This is a genomic window from Kluyvera genomosp. 2, from assembly GCF_036759865.1.
Lineage (GTDB): Bacteria > Pseudomonadota > Gammaproteobacteria > Enterobacterales > Enterobacteriaceae > Kluyvera > Kluyvera ascorbata_B.
This window is the reverse complement of record NZ_JAPKIA010000020.1, coordinates 25,886-46,021: the sequence shown is the minus strand read 5'-3', so window position 1 is coordinate 46,021 and position 20,136 is coordinate 25,886. Positions and strand designations below refer to the sequence as shown.

Annotated in this window: 17 protein-coding genes and 1 pseudogene; 13 read left to right on the top strand and 5 right to left on the bottom strand. The window is 55.7% G+C overall.

All coding sequences use genetic code 11. The features are described from left to right. The first annotated feature begins 96 nt into the window (after positions 1–96). Together hpaB and V6942_RS19705 are read left to right on the top strand one after the other, a co-directional pair. Entirely contained in the window at positions 97–1,659 is a 1,563-nt protein-coding gene (gene hpaB, locus V6942_RS19710) for a 4-hydroxyphenylacetate 3-monooxygenase, oxygenase component (protein WP_182934663.1), read from the top strand. 19 nt (positions 1,660–1,678) lie between these two features. After that, on the top strand, positions 1,679–2,194 hold the full coding sequence (locus V6942_RS19705; protein ID WP_106928129.1) for a 4-hydroxyphenylacetate 3-monooxygenase reductase subunit: 516 nt from the start codon (positions 1,679–1,681) through the stop codon (positions 2,192–2,194). 183 nt (positions 2,195–2,377) lie between these two features. Here the strand turns inward: V6942_RS19705 and V6942_RS19700 are convergent, their stop codons facing one another. Then, positions 2,378–2,686, bottom strand: coding sequence for an ECs_2282 family putative zinc-binding protein (locus tag V6942_RS19700; protein ID WP_146145723.1), 309 nt, complete (start codon positions 2,684–2,686; stop codon positions 2,378–2,380). A gap of 71 nt (positions 2,687–2,757) precedes the next feature. Between V6942_RS19700 and V6942_RS19695 the strand changes: the two genes are divergently transcribed. Together V6942_RS19695 and V6942_RS19690 are read left to right on the top strand one after the other, a co-directional pair. Beyond that, positions 2,758–4,062 carry a sensor domain-containing diguanylate cyclase gene (locus V6942_RS19695; RefSeq protein WP_223878944.1) on the top strand — a complete coding sequence of 435 codons (1,305 nt, stop codon included), beginning with the start codon at positions 2,758–2,760 and terminating at the stop codon, positions 4,060–4,062. A gap of 124 nt (positions 4,063–4,186) precedes the next feature. Continuing rightward, positions 4,187–5,308 (top strand): cupin domain-containing protein, encoded by a 1,122-nt coding sequence (locus V6942_RS19690; RefSeq protein ID WP_106928125.1) that lies wholly within the window; start codon positions 4,187–4,189, stop codon positions 5,306–5,308. Between the two features lie 51 nt (positions 5,309–5,359). On the opposite strand, the pseudogene V6942_RS19685 reads toward V6942_RS19690, so the two are convergent. Further along, a pseudogene (locus tag V6942_RS19685) lies at positions 5,360–5,585 on the bottom strand (hypothetical protein); the annotation flags it as partial. Positions 5,586–5,669: 84 nt separating this feature from the next. Here V6942_RS19685 and V6942_RS19680 point away from each other — a divergent pair. From V6942_RS19680 to tauD, 7 genes are all read left to right on the top strand, one after another. Next, positions 5,670–7,220 carry a bifunctional UDP-sugar hydrolase/5'-nucleotidase gene (locus V6942_RS19680; protein WP_333501699.1) on the top strand — a complete coding sequence of 517 codons (1,551 nt, stop codon included), beginning with the start codon at positions 5,670–5,672 and terminating at the stop codon, positions 7,218–7,220. A 298-nt stretch (positions 7,221–7,518) separates the two neighbouring features. Then, positions 7,519–8,928, top strand: a complete 1,410-nt coding sequence (gene mmuP / locus V6942_RS19675; RefSeq protein WP_106928121.1) for an S-methylmethionine permease — start codon at positions 7,519–7,521, stop codon at positions 8,926–8,928. Next, entirely contained in the window at positions 8,915–9,847 is a 933-nt protein-coding gene (gene mmuM, locus V6942_RS19670) for a homocysteine S-methyltransferase (protein WP_106928119.1), read from the top strand. The genes mmuP and mmuM overlap by 14 nt, the downstream gene beginning before the upstream one ends. A 236-nt stretch (positions 9,848–10,083) precedes the next feature. After that, positions 10,084–11,049 (top strand): taurine ABC transporter substrate-binding protein, encoded by a 966-nt coding sequence (tauA, locus tag V6942_RS19665; RefSeq protein WP_333501698.1) that lies wholly within the window; start codon positions 10,084–10,086, stop codon positions 11,047–11,049. Positions 11,050–11,059: 10 nt separating this feature from the next. Next, positions 11,060–11,827 (top strand): taurine ABC transporter ATP-binding subunit, encoded by a 768-nt coding sequence (gene tauB, locus V6942_RS19660; RefSeq protein ID WP_333501732.1) that lies wholly within the window; start codon positions 11,060–11,062, stop codon positions 11,825–11,827. After that, a complete protein-coding gene (gene tauC, locus V6942_RS19655; RefSeq protein WP_106928113.1) occupies positions 11,824–12,651 on the top strand; it encodes a taurine ABC transporter permease TauC in 828 nt (275 codons plus the stop codon). The genes tauB and tauC overlap by 4 nt, the downstream gene beginning before the upstream one ends. After that, complete coding sequence (tauD, locus tag V6942_RS19650) at positions 12,648–13,499, top strand: taurine dioxygenase (protein WP_182929406.1); 852 nt, start codon at positions 12,648–12,650, stop codon at positions 13,497–13,499. The genes tauC and tauD overlap by 4 nt, the downstream gene beginning before the upstream one ends. A 96-nt stretch (positions 13,500–13,595) precedes the next feature. On the opposite strand, the gene V6942_RS19645 is transcribed toward tauD, so the two are convergent. Further along, the gene (locus tag V6942_RS19645) at positions 13,596–15,302 is read right to left on the bottom strand and encodes a lysophospholipid acyltransferase family protein (protein ID WP_333501697.1); all 1,707 of its coding nucleotides are present in this window, start codon (positions 15,300–15,302) and stop codon (positions 13,596–13,598) included. Positions 15,303–15,413: 111 nt separating this feature from the next. Next, positions 15,414–16,388: a porphobilinogen synthase gene (gene hemB, locus V6942_RS19640; protein WP_065357864.1), complete on the bottom strand. Its 975-nt coding sequence runs from the start codon at positions 16,386–16,388 to the stop codon at positions 15,414–15,416. 393 nt (positions 16,389–16,781) lie between these two features. On the opposite strand from hemB, the gene V6942_RS19635 reads away from it, so the two are divergent. After that, entirely contained in the window at positions 16,782–17,408 is a 627-nt protein-coding gene (locus V6942_RS19635; protein ID WP_106928106.1) for a helix-turn-helix domain-containing protein, read from the top strand. Here V6942_RS19635 and ampH read toward each other — a convergent pair. Further along, complete coding sequence (gene ampH, locus V6942_RS19630) at positions 17,405–18,568, bottom strand: D-alanyl-D-alanine-carboxypeptidase/endopeptidase AmpH (RefSeq protein WP_182929408.1); 1,164 nt, start codon at positions 18,566–18,568, stop codon at positions 17,405–17,407. The two genes, V6942_RS19635 and ampH, sit on opposite strands and share 4 nt — an antisense overlap. 330 nt (positions 18,569–18,898) lie before the next feature. On the opposite strand from ampH, the gene sbmA reads away from it, so the two are divergent. Continuing rightward, positions 18,899–20,122 (top strand): peptide antibiotic transporter SbmA, encoded by a 1,224-nt coding sequence (gene sbmA / locus V6942_RS19625; RefSeq protein ID WP_182929409.1) that lies wholly within the window; start codon positions 18,899–18,901, stop codon positions 20,120–20,122. Positions 20,123–20,136 lie beyond the last annotated feature (14 nt).

Genomic DNA, 20,136 nt, shown 5'->3' with positions numbered 1-20,136 from the left:
AAAGTCTCTTCACCGATCCGTGCTTAGACGCTTCAATTAACACACAAAAACAAAACATAAATTTAACAAATCCGACGAAGACTGGAGTGTACCCTTATGAAACCTGAAGATTTCCGTGCAGATGCCAAACGCCCGTTAACCGGCGAAGAGTACCTGAAGAGCCTGCAGGATGGCCGTGAGATCTACATCTACGGCGAGCGTGTCAAAGACGTGACCACGCATCCGGCTTTCCGCAATGCGGCGGCATCCGTCGCCCAGCTGTACGATGCGCTGCACAAACCCGAAATGCAGGACAAACTGTGCTGGAACACCGATACCGGCAGCGGTGGTTACACCCATAAATTCTTCCGCGTGGCAAAAAGCGCCGACGATCTGCGCCAGCAGCGCGATGCGATTGCCGAGTGGTCGCGCCTGAGCTACGGCTGGATGGGCCGCACCCCGGACTATAAAGCGGCCTTTGGCAGCGCGCTGGGCGCTAACCCGGCGTTTTACGGCCAGTTTGAGCAGAATGCGCGCAACTGGTACACCCGCATTCAGGAAACTGGCCTGTACTTTAACCATGCTATCGTTAACCCGCCGATCGACCGCCATAAGCCGGCTGACGAAGTGAAAGATGTTTACATCAAGCTGGAAAAAGAGACCGACGCCGGGATTATCGTCAGCGGCGCGAAAGTGGTGGCGACCAACTCCGCGCTGACCCACTACAACATGATTGGCTTTGGCTCCGCACAGGTGATGGGCGAAAACCCGGACTTCGCGCTGATGTTCGTGGCGCCAATGGATGCCGAAGGGGTGAAGCTGATTTCGCGCGCCTCCTACGAGCTGGTTGCCGGGGCGACCGGTTCGCCTTACGACTACCCGCTCTCCAGCCGTTTTGATGAAAACGACGCGATCCTGGTGATGGATAAAGTGCTGATCCCGTGGGAAAACGTGCTGATTTACCGTGACTTCGATCGCTGTCGTCGCTGGACGATGGAAGGCGGTTTCGCCCGTATGTACCCGCTGCAAGCGTGCGTGCGTCTGGCGGTGAAGCTCGACTTTATCACCGGCCTGCTGAAAAAATCGCTGGAGTGCACCGGTACCTCTGAATTCCGCGGCGTACAGGCGGATCTCGGTGAGGTAGTCGCGTGGCGCAATATGTTCTGGGCGCTGAGTGACTCTATGTGTTCAGAAGCCACGCCGTGGGTCAACGGCGCGTATCTGCCGGATCACGCGGCGCTGCAAACCTACCGCGTCATGGCGCCGATGGCCTATGCCAAAATCAAAAACATTATCGAGCGTAACGTCACCAGCGGCCTGATCTATCTGCCGTCGAGCGCGCGGGATCTGAATAATCCTCAGATCGACCAGTACCTTGCGAAATACGTGCGCGGATCTAACGGTATGGATCACGTTGAACGTATCAAGATCCTCAAATTGATGTGGGACGCCATCGGCAGCGAGTTCGGTGGCCGTCACGAGCTGTATGAAATTAACTACTCCGGTAGCCAGGATGAGATTCGCCTGCAGTGTCTGCGTCAGGCGCAGACCTCCGGCAACATGGACAAAATGATGGCGATGGTCGATCGCTGCCTGTCTGAATACGATCAGAACGGTTGGACCGTGCCACACCTGCACAATAACGCTGATATTAATCTGCTGGATAAGCTGCTGAAGTAATTCGCAGCGGGAGGTCACAATGCAATTAGATGAACAACGCCTGCGTTTTCGCGATGCCATGGCCAGCCTGTCGGCCGCCGTTAACGTCGTGACTACCGAGGGGGAGGCCGGTCGCTGTGGTATCACCGCCACCGCCGTCTGTTCGGTCACGGACACGCCGCCGTCGGTGATGGTGTGCATTAATGCTAACAGCGCCATGAACCCGGTATTCCAGGGCAACGGCAGGCTGTGCGTTAACGTGCTCAATCACGAGCAGGAGATCATGGCGCGCCATTTTGCCGGTATGACCGGCATGGCGATGGACGAACGCTTTGGTCTGGCCGGCTGGCAGCGTGGCCCGCTGGCACAGCCGGTGCTGAAGGGCGCGCTGGCGAGCCTGGAAGGAGAAATTCGCCAGGTGCAGACCATCGGTAGCCATCTGGTTTATCTGGTGGAAATTCAACATATTGCATTGGCCGAAGAAGAAGGGCACGGGCTTATTTATTTCAAACGCCGTTTTCATCCGGTGATGATGGAGGCGGATGCGCTGGCATAAGCATTTTTGACTCTTATATATCCCGGCGGGTGGCAGATAATGCCATCCGTTTTTTTTACATTATGTGAAGGAGAACACTGTTTATTATCAAAAATAGGGTATGCCGGTCTGACCAGAAAAATACAAATATTTCTTGAGTATGATGGCTAATATTAATAGACCAGAGTAAAAGCGCTTTGGTTTTTACTTATCTTTATGAATAGATACATTTTTTAACTGCATTAATGCTTCACCGATCATTTCCTCTGCTTTCTGGCGGGCAAATTTGATAAGCGCATCTTTACTAAATGGGGCATCGCAGTGATGGCAACGCATTGGATGTTGATCTTCTGCGTTTTTAATTTTATCAATGTTAGTCATTTCCGTGATACCGGCGCATTTTGGGCACAAATATTGAATTGAAATCACAGGCTCGGCTCCTTTATTCTTGTTATAAAATAATGCAGGCGCACGAATCGTTAAAGTCTTAGGGGCGATTAAATAACAAGTCATTATGTTTTGGTTGACGCGATGATTAATTATTGAGCAATTTATCAACCGAATGCACCAAGGGAGAAGCGTGAATGACAATGGCGAAGCCGTCCGTGCAGCAGAATCAGAGGGATGACGGCAAACTGGCCGATCTCCTCAATCATAACACCGACTGGGTGTGGGAAGTGGATGCGCAGGGGCGCTATGTGTGGGTCTCCGAGGTGGTGACCCGCCTGCTTGGCTATCGGCCTGAAGAGGTGCTGGGACGTACGCCGCTCGATTTCATTGCGCCCGTTGAGCGGGAGAGACTAACGGCAACGTTAAGCGATATTTTTGCGTCACAAAAGCCCTTCTCAGGCCTGATAAACCGCAATCAGCGGGCGGATGGCAGTATCGTGATTATTGAAACCAGCGGGATGCCGCTGTTTGATGACCAGGGCAAGCTCACCGGCTATCGCGGTATCGATCGCGACATCTCCCGGCTGGGTGAACGCGTGCTGCAGCTCGAATCACTGTATCAGAATACGCCGTTGGCGCTGTGCGTGGTTGACCGTAACGGCATGCTGACGAAAGCCAATCGCGCGATGGGGGCGCTGCTCTGTGCGCCGGAAGAGGCGCTGATCGGCACGAATCTCAGCGCATTTATGCCGGAAGGGTATCAGCTGTTGCAGCAGGATCTTATGCAGCTTGACGCCGGCGAGGCGATTTCCAGTAAAGAGGTGTTGTTCCGGGGCCGCTATTTCTACATTAAACCCATGGCGGTGAACGATGCGGATGGCAACGTGGTGGGCGTCTCTCTGGCGTGGATGGATATTACTGACCGCAAGCTGGCGGAGCAGCAGCTGGCGCGTGCCAACCAGACGCTGTTGCAATACGCCGAGCGCGATCATCTGACCGGCCTGTTCAACCGTCGCTATATGGACGCCCGGCTCAGCGATGAAATCACCCGTGCGCAGCGAGAAGGCACCACGCTGTCGCTGTGTATGGCGGATATCGACTTTTTCAAACGCTATAACGACACCTACGGCCATCAGGCCGGAGACCGGGTACTGCAAGCCGTCGCCGAAGCGCTGAAGGGCGGTCTGCGGCCCGATGACTGCGTCAGCCGCTACGGCGGTGAAGAGTTTCTGATTATGTTGCCGAATACCACGCGAGAAAGCGCACAGGCGGTGGCCGAGCGGCTGCGTGAGCGGGTCATGGCGCTGGCCATCGATCACAAAACCAGCCCGATTGGCGGGGTGCTGACCATTAGCTTCGGCGTCATGACCTGGGACTCTCCGCAGTTTGTCTGCAGCATTCAGCAAATTGCGGATATTGCCGCCGAGCTAATCAGCAGCAGCGATACGGCGTTGTACCGGGCCAAACAGCAGGGGAGGAACCGGGTGGCGGTGGCATAAGCCGCGAGAGCTATGCGCGCAAAGACATCGGCGATGTGTGCATCCACAGTTGATTCATCACAAGGCGGATGCCGGGTAGCCCTCTTTATAATCAGGGCTACCCCTCTACTGATGGTATGAAAATATGGCTTATCAACTCAACCTTAACTGGCCGGAGTTTCTGGAAAAATACTGGCAGAAGCAGCCGGTAGTGTTAAAAAATGCGTTCCCGAATTTTGTCGACCCGATTACGCCTGACGAGCTGGCCGGTCTGGCCATGGAAATGGAAGTCGACAGCCGACTGGTGAGCCATATTGACGGCAAATGGCAGGCGAGTAACGGCCCGTTTGAAGATTTTGACCACCTGGGGGAGAAAAACTGGTCGCTGCTGGCGCAGGCGGTCAACCACTGGCACGAGCCTTCTGCCGAGCTGGTACGCCCGTTCCGCGCGCTGCCGGACTGGCGGCTGGACGACCTGATGATCTCCTTCTCGGTACCGGGTGGCGGCGTTGGGCCGCACATCGACCCGTACGATGTGTTTATCATTCAGGGGATGGGGCGCCGTCGCTGGCGCGTGGGTGATGCGCTGCCGTTAAAACAGCACTGCCCGCATCCGGCCCTGCTGCACGTTGAGCCGTTTACCCCCATTATCGACGTAGAAATGGCGCCGGGCGACATTCTTTATATTCCACCAGGATTCCCGCACGACGGCTATACCTACGAAGACACGCTGAACTACTCCGTCGGCTTCCGCGGGCCGAACGGTCGCGAGCTGATCAGCAGCTTTGCCGACTACGTGCTGGAGAACGATCTGGGCGAGAAATACTACACCGATCCGGATCTCACCTGCCGTGAACACGTGGGTAAAGTGGAAGACCATGAGCTTGAACGTCTGCGCACGATGATGATCGATATGATCCGCCAGCCGAACGATTTTAAACAGTGGTTTGGCAGTTTTGTGACGACGCCGCGCCATGAGCTGGATATTGCCCCTGCGGAGCCTGCGTATACGCCAGAAGAGGTGGCGACGGCGCTGGAAGCGGGAGAAACGCTGCGTCGCCTCAACGGTCTGCGGGTGCTGAATGTCGGCGATAGCGTTTTTATTAATAGCGAGAAGCTGGAAACCTGCGCGCCGCAGGCCGCAGATGCGCTGTGTCGCTATACCGAACTGGATAAATCCCACTTCGGTGAAGCGCTGGCGAACCCGGCGTTTATTGCTGAGCTGACGGATTTGATTAACCAGGGCTACTGGTTCTTCGACGAGTAAGCCCAGGCTTTCGGGGGGGGAGGGGAGGACCCTCACCCCGAAAGAGAGATATAACCATTCACTAAATTGCTGTTCATCAAACAGAGCTGAATAGCGCCCGCACGCTCGGCAGTGTAATGCAGGATACCCCAGTCTATATTGGCCAGTTGGCATCTGCCGATGTAGATATCGGTAGTCCTGAATTACGGCAGCTGAATGTCTTACCAGTATTAATAAATAAAGTTGACGCAGCCCACCAACGATTTTGGTAGGTTGCTGACTTTACCTTATTGCTCATGGCTGGATGTGTGAACAGCCGCACATAAAAAAACCTTTCTGAATGTAAATTAACAAGCCTTTATATAACTGAACGGAACTCGCTATGAAAATAAAGGCACTGACTGCCGGTATTCTACTCGCATTACCTTTTTGGGTTTGTGCGAAGGATGTGACTATTTATTATACCAATGACCTCCATGCTCATGTTTCTCCAGGCAAAATTCCTGCCGTTGACAAGGCGCGTGCAGTAGGTGGTTTTGCTAATATTGCGACACTCGTTAATGATGCCAGGAAAGAAAGTAAAGATGTATTTTTCTTTGATGCGGGAGACTATTTTACTGGGCCCTATATCAGTAGCCTGACAAAAGGTGAAGCAATTATTGATATAATGAATACAATGCCTTTTGATGCGGTATCAGTGGGCAACCACGAATTTGATCATGGCGTTGATAACATGGTTAAGCAGTTATCAAAAGCGAACTTTCCCATTTTACTGGGAAATGTATTCTATACGAATAGTGACAAGCCGGTCTGGAATAAACCCTGGACGATTGTCGAAAAAGATGGCATAAAAATTGGCGTAATAGGGGTGCATCAAAAATTTGCATTTTATGATACGGTCGCGGCTAAGGCCTATGCTGGCTCGGAAGCTCGTGATGAAGGGCCTTATATCCAAAAAGGGCTTGATGAATTAAAAGGTAAGGTTGATATCATTGTACTGCTTATCCACGAAGGGACACCAGCGCGCCAATCCAGTTATGGAAGTAAAGACGTAGCCAGAATGCTGCAAGCCGATATCGATACCGCAAAGAAATTTGAAGGTATTGATGTGCTAATCACAGGACACGCTCATGTGGGCACTCCCGAACCCATTAAAGTCAATAACACGCTGGTTGTGTCAACGGATGCGTATGGTACCGATGTTGGTAAGTTAGTGTTGGATTTTAACCCTCAGACGAAAAAAATTGATGGCTACAGCGGTAAATTAATCACCGTGTTTGCTGATGAATATAAACCCGATCCAAAAGTGCAAGCTAAGATTGATGAGTGGAATACTAAGTTAAAAAACATCACTGACCAGATTATTGGGTCGGCAACCGCGCCATTCACTCGTGCTTATGGGGAATCATCGCCCGTTGGTAACTTAGTTCTCGATGCTATGATGGCTAAAGCACCGGATGCTGTCGCAGGATTCCAAAACAGTGGCGGCATGCGCGCTGATTTTCCACAAGGAAATTTAAAGTACGGTGATATTATTACAACCTTCCCGTTTAATAACGAACTGGTTGAAATGGATCTGACTGGAAAAGATCTCATCAATTTAATGATTCATGCAACCAACCTCACCAATGGTGTTTTGCAAGTGTCAAAAAATGTGCATGTTGAATATGATAGCAAAAAACCTCTTGGCGATCGGTTGATTAAATTTACTATTAATAATCAACCTATAGAATCAACGAAAACTTATCGAGTTGTCACACACTCATTTTGTGCGACTGGCGGCGATGGTTTTGAGTCATTTTTAAATGGAAAAAATGTAAAAACAATTAGCGGCACGACCTCTGCAGAGTCAATCATTGATTATGTCAAAACGTATAGCCCCGTAAAACCCGATCTTGAAAAGAGGGTGACGGATGTGAGTTCATTAAAGTAATACTGGCTTGGTGATAAAAATATAATATGAAGGGAAAATAGAAGCTTATTTTTCATCTTTCTTTTATTTAAATGCCCTATGATATGTTTGTGGGGCAATATCCCATCAATCCTGTAATAATGGGATATCAATAATTTAATTATTGTCTTTCTTTCAATTTTGATGATGCAATCCATTCTATGGATTGCATCGTTTGCTTGAGTCGATCGTCGTTGGCCGTTTTGCAATTTACACACAATCGTTGTATAACTGCCTTCTTATTTGGATGTTTAGATGTCCATACGTTTAGAAGGTAATAATGCAAAACACAACACAACAACAAGGTGGGCAGCTCAAGCGCACCATGAAAACCCGCCACCTGATTATGCTGTCGCTGGGTGGCGTGATTGGCACAGGGCTTTTTTTTAATACCGGCTATATCATCTCGACGACCGGCGCGGCAGGTACGCTGCTGGCCTATCTTATTGGCGCGCTGGTGGTCTGGCTGGTGATGCAGTGCCTCGGTGAGCTGTCGGTGGCCATGCCGGAAACGGGCGCGTTTCACCTTTACGCGTCGCGCTATCTTGGCCCGGCAACCGGCTACACCGTTGCCTGGCTCTACTGGCTGACGTGGACGGTTGCGCTGGGTTCCAGCTTTACCGCCGCCGGGTTCTGTATGCAGTACTGGTTCCCCCAGGTGCCGGTGTGGATCTGGTGCCTGCTGTTCTGCGTGCTGATTTTCGGCCTTAACGTTATCTCGACCCGCTTCTTTGCCGAAGGTGAATTCTGGTTCTCGCTGGTGAAGGTGATTACCATCATCGCGTTTATCGTACTGGGCGGCGCGGCTATCTTTGGGTTTATCCCGATGCAGGACGGTTCACCCGCGCCGGGGCTGCATAACCTCACCGCCGAGGGCTGGTTCCCGCACGGCGGGCTGCCGATTCTGATGACCATGGTAGCCGTCAACTTTGCTTTTTCCGGCACCGAGCTTATCGGTATCGCCGCCGGGGAAACCGAGAACCCGCACAAAGTGATCCCGGTGGCGATTCGCACCACCATCGCGCGGTTAATTATTTTCTTTATCGGCACCGTATTCGTGCTGGCCGCGCTGATCCCGATGCAGCAGGCAGGGGTCGAAAAAAGCCCGTTCGTGCTGGTATTTGAGAAAGTGGGTATTCCTTACGCAGCGGATATCTTCAACTTCGTGATCCTGACGGCGATTCTGTCGGCGGCCAACTCCGGCCTGTACGCGTCCGGGCGGATGCTGTGGTCGCTGTCCAACGAACGGACGCTGCCGCGCTGCTTCTCGCGGGTGACGCAAAACGGCGTGCCGCTGGTGGCGCTGTCGGTGAGTATGCTCGGCGGCCTGCTGGCGCTGTTCTCCAGCATTGTCGCGCCGGATACTGTGTTTGTGGCGCTGTCGGCGATTTCCGGTTTTGCGGTGGTGGCGGTATGGATTAGTATCTGCGCCTCACACTTTGTTTTCCGCCGCCGTCACTTACAGCAGGGCAAAGCGCTGAGCGAGCTCCACTATCGCGCGCCGTGGTACCCCGCGGTACCGGTGCTCGGGTTTGTGCTCTGCGTCGTGGCCTGTCTGGGGCTGGCCTTTGACCCGTCGCAGCGTATTGCGCTGTGGTGCGGGATTCCATTTGTGGCGCTGTGCTATGGTGCCTATTACTTAACGCGTTCACGTCAGACCCAACAGGAGCCGCAGCATGCCGCTGAATAATCCGTTAACCGCCATTCTGAGCGATCGCCCGTTTGTACTGCTCGATGGTGCAATGGCCACCGAACTGGAGGCGCGCGGATGCGACCTCGCAGACAGCCTGTGGTCGGCAAAAGTGCTGATGGAAAACCCGCAGCTGATTTATGACGTACACCTCGACTACTTCCGCGCCGGGGCGCAGGTGGCCATCACCGCCAGCTACCAGGCTACGCCGGATGGCTTTGCCGCTCGCGGGCTGGATGAAAGCCAGTCGCGGGCGCTGATTGCCAAAAGCGTCGAGCTGGCGCGCCAGGCACGCGATGCCTATCAGGCTGAAGATCCGACGGCGAAAGGGCTGCTGATTGCCGGTTCCGTTGGGCCTTACGGTGCTTATCTGGCGGACGGTTCGGAGTACCGCGGTGATTATCAGCGCAGTGCCCAGGTATTCCAGGACTTCCACCGCCCGCGCGTTGAGGCGTTGCTGGAGGCGGGCGTTGACCTGCTGGCCTGTGAAACGTTGCCATCGTTTGACGAGATTCGCGCTCTGGCGCAGCTGCTGGCGGAGTATCCGGTGGCTCAGGCGTGGTTCTCTTTCACCCTGCGCGATGCGCAGCATCTTAGCGACGGCACGCCGATACGTGACGTGATTGCGCTGCTGGCGGACTATCCGCAAATTCTGGCGGTAGGTATTAACTGCATCGCGCTGGAAAACACCGTTGATGCGCTGGAATACCTGCACAGCCAGACGCCGTTGCCGCTGGTGGTCTACCCGAATTCAGGTGAGCACTACGATGCGGTGAGCAAAACCTGGCATCACCACGGCGAGGCCTGCGCCACGCTGGAAGGCTACCTGCCGCAGTGGCTGGCCGCGGGAGCGAAGCTGATTGGCGGGTGCTGTCGCACCACGCCAAAAGATATTGCGGCGCTGAAAGCCCATTGCTGAACTGAGTACACGTAGGCCTGATAAGCGCAGCGCCATCAGGCGCTCCGGCGCAGATAGCCGGATGGCGGCATAGCCTTATCCGGCCTACATGACCACAGTGAATCCCGCCTACAGACTATCCTTTGCCATTTTTCTTCTAAAAACGAATTGGAATTAACAAGCATTTTTAATTCCTTTATCAAACACCCCACGCCAATAAATACTGCCCATATAACAAGACATGGGAGCAGGACATTATGGCAATCGCATCGCGTTTCACCGTTATCGCCGCTACGCTGGCACTGTTGGCCTTCCAGGCGCAGGCCGTGGACGTCACCATCGCTTATCAAACCTCCGCCGAGCCCGCCAAAGCGGCGCAGGCGGACAACACCTTCGAAAAACTGAGCGGCGCGAAGCCGGACTGGCGCAAGTTTGACAGCGGCGCCAGCATCGTCCGCGCGCTGGCCTCCGGCGACGTACAGATTGGCAACCTCGGCTCCAGCCCGCTGGCGGTCGCCGCGAGCCAGCAGGTACCGATTGAGGTGTTCCTGCTGGCCTCAAAGCTGGGCAATTCTGAAGCGCTGGTGGTGAAAAAGGGGATAACGAAGCCGGAAGATCTGATCGGTAAACGCATCGCCGTGCCGTTTATTTCTACCACCCACTACAGCCTGCTGGCGGCGCTCAAACACTGGGGCATCAAGCCTGGTCAGGTACAAATTCTCAACCTCCAGCCGCCGGCGATTATTGCCGCCTGGCAACGTGGCGACATTGACGGCGCCTACGTGTGGGCACCGGCGGTGAATGCGCTGGAAAAAGACGGCACCGTGTTGACCGACTCGTCGCAGGTCGGCGAGTGGGGCGCGCCGACGCTTGACGTGTGGGTTGTGCGCAAAGATTTTGCTGAGAAACACCCGGACGTGGTGAAGGCTTTCGCCAAAAGCGCGATTGACGCCCAGCGCGGCTATATCGATAACCCAGAACAATGGCTGGCGCAGCCGGACAATATCAACAAGCTGGCGCGTTTGAGCGGCGTACCGGCATCGGACGTACCGGGGCTGGTGAAGGGGAATACCTATCTGACCGCTGAACAGCAGGCGCAGGCGCTGAATGGCCCGGTCAACAAAGCCATCGTCGACACCGCGCAGTTCCTCAAAGAGCAGGGCAAAGTCCCGGCGGTGGCGGGCGATTATCGCCAGTATGTGACCGACCGTTTTGTGAAGTAAGGAGGCCATGATGCTGCAAATCTCGCATCTCAGCGCCGAGTACGGCGGTAAACCGGCGCTGGAGGATATCGATCTCACGCTGGACAGCGGGGAGCTGCTGGTCGTGCTCGGCCCGTCCGGCTGCGGCAAAACGACGCTGCTGAACCTGATTGCCGGATTCGTGCCGTATCAGCACGGCAGCATCATCCTCGACGGAAAACGCGTGAGCGGGCCGGGAGCCGATCGCGGTGTGGTCTTTCAGAATGAGGGCCTTCTCCCGTGGCGCAATGTGCAGGATAACGTCGCATTAGGACTACAGCTGGCAGGCGTTAACAAAGAGGCACGCCGCGAGACGGCGACGCAGATGCTGAAAAAGGTCGGGCTGGAAGGCGCGGAAAAACGCTTTATCTGGCAGCTCTCCGGCGGTCAGCGTCAGCGCGTTGGCATAGCCCGGGCGCTGGCCGCCAACCCACAGCTGCTGCTATTGGATGAGCCGTTCGGCGCGCTTGACGCCTTTACCCGCGAGCAGATGCAGACGTTGCTGCTGCGGCTGTGGCATGAGACGGGTAAGAAAGTGCTGCTGATTACCCACGATATTGAAGAAGCGGTGTTTATGGCAACCGAGCTGGTTCTGCTGTCGCCGGGGCCGGGTCGCGTGCTGGAACGTTTGCCGCTCGACTTCGCCCGCCGCTTTGTGGCCGGTGAATCCTGCCGCAGCATTAAATCCGACCCGCGGTTTATTGAACAGCGCGAGTACGTGCTGAGCCGGGTGTTTGAACAACGGGAGGCCTTCTCATGAGCGTGGTGATTAACGATAAACCGCGCCAGCGAGCGCTGGCGCTACGCTGGCCGTTCTCGCGCCATCTGACCCTGAGCGTGCTCACCCTGGCGGTGTTGCTGGTGGTGTGGTGGGCGGTGGCGGCCGCGCAGCTGATAAGCCCGCTGTTTCTGCCATCGCCCGTACAGGTACTGACTAAGCTGCTGACTATCGCCAGCCCGCAGGGCTTTATGGACGCCACGCTGTGGCAGCATCTGGCGGCAAGCCTGGGACGGATTCTGGTGGCCCTGCTGGCGGCAACGATCGTCGGGATCCCGGTGGGCATCGCGATGGGATTAAGCCCGACCGTACGCGGGATCCTCGATCCGATTATCGAACTGTATCGCCCGGTGCCGCCGCTGGCCTATCTGCCGCTGATGGTTATCTGGTTTGGTATTGGCGAAACGTCGAAAATCTTACTGATTTATCTGGCTATTTTCGCACCGGTCGCTATGTCGGCGCTGGCGGGAGTGAAGAGTGCGCAGCAGGTGCGTATCCGCGCCGCGCAGTCGCTGGGCGCCAGCCGCGCGCAGGTGCTGTGGTGGGTGATTTTACCGGGGGCACTGCCGGAAATATTAACCGGCCTGCGCATTGGTTTAGGCGTTGGCTGGTCGACGCTGGTGGCCGCCGAGCTTATTGCCGCCACCCGCGGCCTGGGCTTTATGGTGCAATCCGCCGGGGAGTTTTTAGCGACCGATGTGGTGCTGGCAGGTATTGCCGTTATCGCAATAATCGCTTTTGGTCTGGAACTGGGTCTGCGTGCGCTTCAGCGTCGCCTGACCCCCTGGCATGGAGAAGTACAATGAGTGAACGTCTGGCGATAACCCCGCTGGGGCCTTACATCGGCGCGCAGGTTTCCGGTGCGGATCTTACCCGCCCGCTGAGCGACAATCAGTTTGAACAGCTGTACCACGCCGTGCTGCGCCATCAGGTAGTCTTTTTGCGCGAGCAGCAGATTACCCCCGAACAGCAGCGCGCGCTGGCCCAGCGTTTCGGTGATTTGCATATTCACCCGGTGTATCCCCATGCGCCGGGCGTGGAAGAGATTATTGTCCTGGATACCCACGACGATAATCCGCCGGATAACGATAACTGGCACACCGACGTCACCTTTATCGAGACGCCGCCTGCCGGGGCGATTCTGGCGGCGAAGGAGCTGCCATCTACCGGCGGCGATACCCTGTGGACCAGCGGCATTGCCGCCTTTGAGGCGCTCTCTGCGCCGCTGCAGGCGTTGCTGAGCGGTCTGCGCGCCGAGCACGACTTCCGTAAATCGTTCCAGGAATACAAATACCGTAAAAACGAAGAGGAGCACCAGCGCTGGCTGGAGGCGGTGGCAAAACACCCACCGCTGCTACACCCGGTGGTGCGCACGCATCCGGTGACCGGCAAGCAGGCGCTGTTCGTTAACGAAGGCTTTACTACCCGAATTGTTGATGTGACGGAGAAAGAGAGCGAGGCGCTGCTGGGCTTCCTGTTTGCCCACGTGACGAAGCCGGAGTTTCAGGTGCGCTGGCGCTGGCAGCCGAACGACGTGGCCATTTGGGATAACCGCGTCACGCAGCATTACGCCAACGCCGATTATCTGCCGCAGCGACGCATTATGCACCGGGCGACCATTCTGGGAGATAAGCCGTTTTATCGTGCGCCGTGAGTTCCTGACAGGCGCCGATTGTCGGCCGGATAAGCGTAGCGCCATCCGGCATAATACGGCACCGTGCCGGATGGCGGCGTAAACGCCCTGTCCGGCCTACAAACCTAAATGCGCGCCGATATACCGCTGATACCGATTCGCCTTCAGATAGGTTAAATCCACCAGCACCAGCCCATCCACGCAGTTGTTAAACGCCGGATCGCTGCCAAAATCGATAAACTGTACGCCGCCGGGTTCACAGACTTCTGAATACTGTTTGTAGAGCGGTGGAATGGCGCAGCCGAGGTTGCCCAGCAGCGATTTCAACCGCGTCAGATCGTCGCTGTAGTCTTCTCCGCCAAACTGCGCCAGCACGTCGGGTAGCGACGCCGGGTAAGGACGGCGCGATTCGGCCAGCGGATGCGTGGCCGGGAACCACAGACGATAAAACGCCACCAGCAGATCGCGCGCCGACGGCGGCAGGCCGCCGGAAATCGATACCGGGCCGAACAGATAGCGATAGTGCGGGTAGCGCGCCAGGTAGGCGCCGATGCCGGACCACAGGTAGTCCAGCCCGCGTCGGCCCCAGTAGCGCGGCTGAATAAAGCTGCGCCCCAGCTCAATGCCGTGCTGGAGAATGTCGTCCATGCGTCGATCGTAGTGGAACAGGCTGTAGCTGTAGATGCCTTCCAGGCCGCGCTTTTCCAGCTGCATCGCGGTGGGCATAAAGCGGTAGGCGCCGACAATTTCCAGATCGTCTTCATCCCACAGAATCAAATGCAGATAGTCATCATCATAGCCGTCCACATCGCGGCGCTTGCCGCTGCCTTCGCCTACGGCACGAAAGGCAATCTCACGCAGCCGGCCCAGCTCGCGCAGCAGCGGCGCCTCTTCCTGGCCGTTGCGCTGCCACAAATAGATGGCCTTACCGTCCGCGGTGCGTCCCAGACATTCCGCCTGGCTCAGTTCACGCTTGAGCAGAGCGCGGGGCTCCGGGCGGGCGATGGCGCTTTCGGTTTTAAACACCCCCGGCAGGCCCTTGCCGAGGCGCTGTACGTGACGGTAGCAGCGCTCGGTCATCTCGCGCGGGGTGGAATGCGCGTTAAACCACGCAGATCCGCTAATTTGTTCGCCGATTGTCACCGGCAGACGGCTGTTACGCCGCCGGAACATCTGCTGCATGAGCAGCAGCAGCGGCAGATTTTTAGACAGCAGTGCGCTGACGTAAAACAGCGCGCTGTTGTGCGCATCAATCCACACGGGCAGCAGCGGGGCGCGGTATTTTGCGGCCAGTTTGATGAATCCCGAGTGCCATTTTTTGTCGCGGATACCGCGAGGCGTCAGGCGCGAAACTTCGCCGGCTGGGAAGAAGATCAGCACGCCGCCGTTGTGCAGCTGGTTGTCCATTTGCTGGAGCGCCGATTTTGCGGTGCGGCCATTGATGTTATCCACCGGGATAAACAGCGAACTCAGCGGCCCAAGATGGGTCAGCATACGATTAGTGACGACTTTAACGTCGCGGCGAACGCGGGAGACGGCATAGAGCAGCGCCAGGCCGTCGAGGGTGCCGGTAGGGTGGTTGGCGATAATCACCAGCGGGCCCTGCTCGGGGATTTGTTCCAGGCTACGTACCGGGATATCGCAGTGGATATTGAGGTGCTCCAGCACCTGCTCGACCGTATCCAGCCCCTTCAGGTGGCGATGGAGGTCGGCGAATTGCTGAAATTCGGCTTCATGCAGCAGCGTACGCAGTATTTTCTTTTGCCAGGGGGCAGGCCTTGCTTCCGGCCACAGGTCGTCGATAACGTTGTCGAGACTAAACATAGCGGCTCCTCCTCTGTCCTGCTGTGACAGTAGAAGCGCGAGATGTCGTTTAGATGGCGGTTTGGTGACGTTTTATGACAAAACGCCCCGCAAAGCGGGGCGTTAAGGGGATTAACGCAGAATTTTCTTTTCGGCTAAATCGAGGGCGAAATAACTAAAGATGAGATCCGCGCCCGCGCGTTTAATGGCGCCAAGGCTTTCGAGGACCACTTTTTCTTCGTCAATGGCGCCAGCCTGGGCGGCGAATTTGATCATCGCGTATTCGCCGCTGACCTGGTAGGCGCCAATCGGCAACTCGGTGCGCTCGCGGATATCGCGCAGGATATCAAGGTATGCGCCAGCCGGTTTGACCATCAGGCAGTCGGCGCCCTGGGCTTCATCCAGCAGAGACTCACGGATCGCCTCGCGGCGGTTCATCGGGTTCATCTGGTAGGTTTTACGGTCGCCCTTCAGCGCGGTACCCGCCGCTTCACGGAACGGGCCGTAGAAAGAAGACGCGAATTTGGTGGAGTAGGACATAATGGCGGTATCGGTAAAGCCCGCCGCGTCCAGCGCCTGGCGAATGGCCTGCACCTGACCGTCCATGGCGGCAGAAGGGGCGATAAAGTCCGCGCCCGCCGCGGCGGCTACGACCGCCTGTTTGCCGAGGTTGGCCAGCGTCAGATCGTTGTCCACGCCGTGATCGCACAGCACGCCGCAGTGGCCGTGCGATGTGTATTCGCAGAAGCAGGTGTCGGACATGACGATCATTTCCGGCACGGTTTGTTTGCAGATGCGCGACATGCGCGCCACCAGACCGTCTTCTTTCCACGCATCGCTGCCGGTATCGTCGGTATGGTGTGAAATTCCAAAGGTCATCACCGAGCGAATACCGGCGTTAGCAATGCGTTCAATTTCGCGCGCCAGATGTTTTTCTGGAATGCGCATCACGCCCGGCATGGCTTCGATGGCTTTGTAATCGTTGATTTCTTCTTCAACAAAGATCGGCAACACCAGGTCGTTTAAGCTCAGTGTTGTCTCTTCAAACATAGCGCGCAGCGCAGCGGATTTGCGCAGGCGGCGGGGGCGATGGAGTAAGTCTGTCATGGTATGCCTGATGTTTGTGAAACAAGGACGTCTATTGTAACCGAATCAGGGAGAAGATGTTTTACTAAAGTGGTGGTTTTACGTGACGTACGGCCCGGCGGGCATCGGAGGCATGACGTTATTCCTTGACGCCTTTTGCGGAGCATAAATAATTAATATCTATTGCTTCACCTGAATGTATTTTTAATATTTATTGCATTATTTATCTGGGGGAGAAATAACGTTGACTGAAACCTTTTTTTGATTTTTTTTACTGTACTCAGAGTGAAAGTTTTTTATTATGTTGAGCAGGTGCTTTTTCGGACCTTGAGCATACAGAGTCGGACTGTTTTCTGTATTGATTAGAACGCTATGCCCGTCACGAAGATGGGTGTCATTGCATGGATCGCAAATATGCCTTATTTAACCAAGCCGCATGACGAGTTTGTCACGCTGGATAAACATCTGGCGCCGCGTGGCGTGAGCTTTAACCTGATGCCGGGGCAGCGCTTGCTGTCGGATGAGCAATCGCTGAGCGACACGACGATCGTGTTGCAAAAAGGCGCGGTGTCGCTGCATCGGCAAAACCACGCGATTCTCTTTGGCGTGGTCCAGGGGCCGTCAATCTTTGGTCTCGCGGCGGCGGCTAGCCCGATTCATCATTATTATTCGCTCACGGCCGAAGTCGAATGCCGGGGCTATTCCCTGCCGGCAAAAGAGACGCTGCAGTGTCTCGACCGCTATCAGCTGTGGCGAGAAGCCTTTTATTGGATGGCCTGGCAAACCCGGCTGCTGGAGCTGCGCGATAAGCAGCTGATTGGCGCTAATCATTATCATCAGATCCGCGAGACGTTATTGATGATGCTCGGCTGGGACGATAATTTACGCTCACGTATTGGTGTGCTGAATTATATTCAGCAGCGTACTCGAATTTCGCGATCGGTTATTGCCGAGGTGCTGGCGGCGCTGCGCAAGGGCGACTATATCCAGATGGAAAAAGGCAAACTCGTGGGCATCACGCGTTTGCCTTTGGAATATTAAGAGGCGGGAATGACGTCGGCTTTATTGCCGCTCAGTTCGGTCACCAGTTCGTTAATTCCGTCGCTCATATTGACGAAGCGGGTGAGTGGCGAACGGGTGACGACCACAAACGCGCCGACGTTAGACTGCGGAATCATCGCCATATAGGTGATAAAGCCGCCGCCGCCGCCGGTTTTCTGAATAATACCCGGGCGACCGTTTTTCGGCGCCATATAGACCCAGCCCAGGCCCAGCGCGTCGGCGTGGCCCGGCACGTCCATGCCGATCACGCGGGTCAGCTGGTTGCGCTTGTAGACCAACGTCTGCATGCGGTCAGCCTGGCTGCTGCGGCGGTAGAAGTCGGATGACAGATACTGCTGCATCCAGCGCATCATGTCGCCCGGCGTTGAATAAACGCCGCCGCTGCCCATTGCCGCCAGCGTGTTATTACACGGGCTGGCGCCTTTCTCTGCCACCATCAGACGGCCACACTGGTCCGGCGACGGCGTAAAGGTGGTGTCTTTCATGCCCAGCGGGCGGGTGATTTGCTCTTCGAACAGCTGCGGATACGGCTTGTGCGCGGCGTTGCCCAGCGCGTCGGCCAGCAGGTCAAAGGCGAGATTAGAGTAGCTGGCCTGCGATCCCGGCGCGGCGTGCAGTTTTGCCGTCGACAGGTAGCTCCAGCGCTGAGACTGCGTCGGCCAGACGAAAACCGGGCGATGCGCCGCACCGCCGGGCTGTTCGCGCGGCAGGGAGCTGGTATGGGTCGCCAGATTCACCAGCGTAATCGGTGTGCCGTTATAGGTTGGAACGCTGGCACCCGATGGAGCATATTTGCTCAGCGGATCGTCAAGCTTCACGACGCCCTGGTCGAGCAGCTTAACCAGCATTTCGCTGGTCATCAGCTTGCTCAGTGAGGCAATACGAATCACCGAGTCGAGCTGCGGATGCACGTTGTTGCCCGGCCGGGTTTCGCCAAAGCTGCGAAACACTCGCTGGTTGCCGTCGATCACCACCAGCGCCATGCCCGTCGCGCCGCTACCGTAATAAATATGGTTGGCGTAGCGGTCAACAATATCGGACGCAAACGCGGGAGCGGTGAGGGGCTGGGGTTGCGCAGCCTGCACCGAGGTCAATGACGCCACGCACAGCGCGGCAGAAAAAAACAGACTACGTTTCAACGGAAGCATCCATGAATTGAAATGGGAAAGTAACGCGTATTTATACTAAAAATACCGCGAATCGGCATCAGGCACAGCGCCATAAATCGGTATGATAGCGGGAAAAACGTAACCGAGCGTAAATACGCTGATTATTCATCGCAGTGAATACGCACTTTTGTGATCCGGCGCGTATGATAGTGACAGCGACCGCCGGCGAACTCTGGCGACATTTTCCGGTCTGATAGCACGTTACATTGCTTAATACCTCTTTACGGTAAAAACGATCCGTAGCGGTATTCTGTTGTCACAGCATAAAGCAAAACCATAAGAAGTAAGCAGGAGAGCACTATGTTTAAGTCTTTTTTCCCCAAGCCGGGACCCTTTTTTCTCTCGGCGTTTATTTGGGCAATGATTGCGGTCATTTTCTGGCAGGCGGGCGGCGGCAGCTGGCTGCTGCGTCTCACCGGCGCAAGTGCCGATGTGCCGATTAGCGCTGCGCGCTTTTGGTCGCTGAACTACCTTGTGTTCTACGCCTACTATCTGATTTGCGTTGCGCTGTTTGCCGGCTATTGGTTTATCCGCAGCCCGCACCGCTGGCAGTACTGGTCGATTCTGGGCACTGCGCTGATTATCTTCGTAACCTGGTTTATGGTCGAAGTGGGGGTTGCCATCAACGCCTGGTATGCGCCGTTCTACGATTTGATCCAGACCGCGCTGGCTTCGCCGAACAAGGTATCGATTAATCAGTTCTATCAGGAGATCGGTATCTTCCTCGGGATTGCGCTGATTGCCGTCGTGATTGGCGTGCTGAACAACTTCTTCGTGAGCCACTATGTTTTCCGCTGGCGTACCGCGATGAACGAACACTACATGGCCCACTGGCAGCACCTGCGCCATATTGAAGGGGCGGCCCAGCGTGTGCAGGAAGACACCATGCGCTTCGCCTCGACGCTGGAGGATATGGGCACCAGCTTTATCAATGCCATCATGACTCTGATTGCCTTCTTGCCGGTGCTGGTGTCGCTTTCCGCGCACGTACCGGACCTGCCGATTGTCGGCCACGTCCCGTATGGGTTGGTGATTGCCGCGATCGTCTGGTCGCTGATGGGGACCGGGATGCTGGCGGTGGTGGGGATTAAGCTGCCAGGGCTGAACTTTAAAAATCAGCGCGTCGAAGCGGCTTATCGTAAAGAGCTGGTCTACGGTGAAGATGACGCCACTCGCGCGACGCCCCCGACCGTACGCGAGCTGTTCAGCGCGGTGCGCCGCAACTATTTCCGCCTCTATTTCCACTATATGTACTTCAACATCGCCCGCATTTTGTACCTGCAGGTCGATAACGTTTTCGGCCTGTTCCTGCTGTTTCCGTCGATTGTTGCCGGTACGATTACGCTCGGTCTGATGACGCAGATAACCAACGTCTTTGGTCAGGTACGCGGATCGTTCCAGTACCTGATCAGCTCCTGGACCACGCTGGTGGAACTGATGTCCATCTACAAACGTCTGCGCAGTTTCGAGCGAGAGCTGGATAATAAAGATCTGCCGGATGAAGTCGTTCAGCCGCAGAGCTAAGCGATAACCCTTTA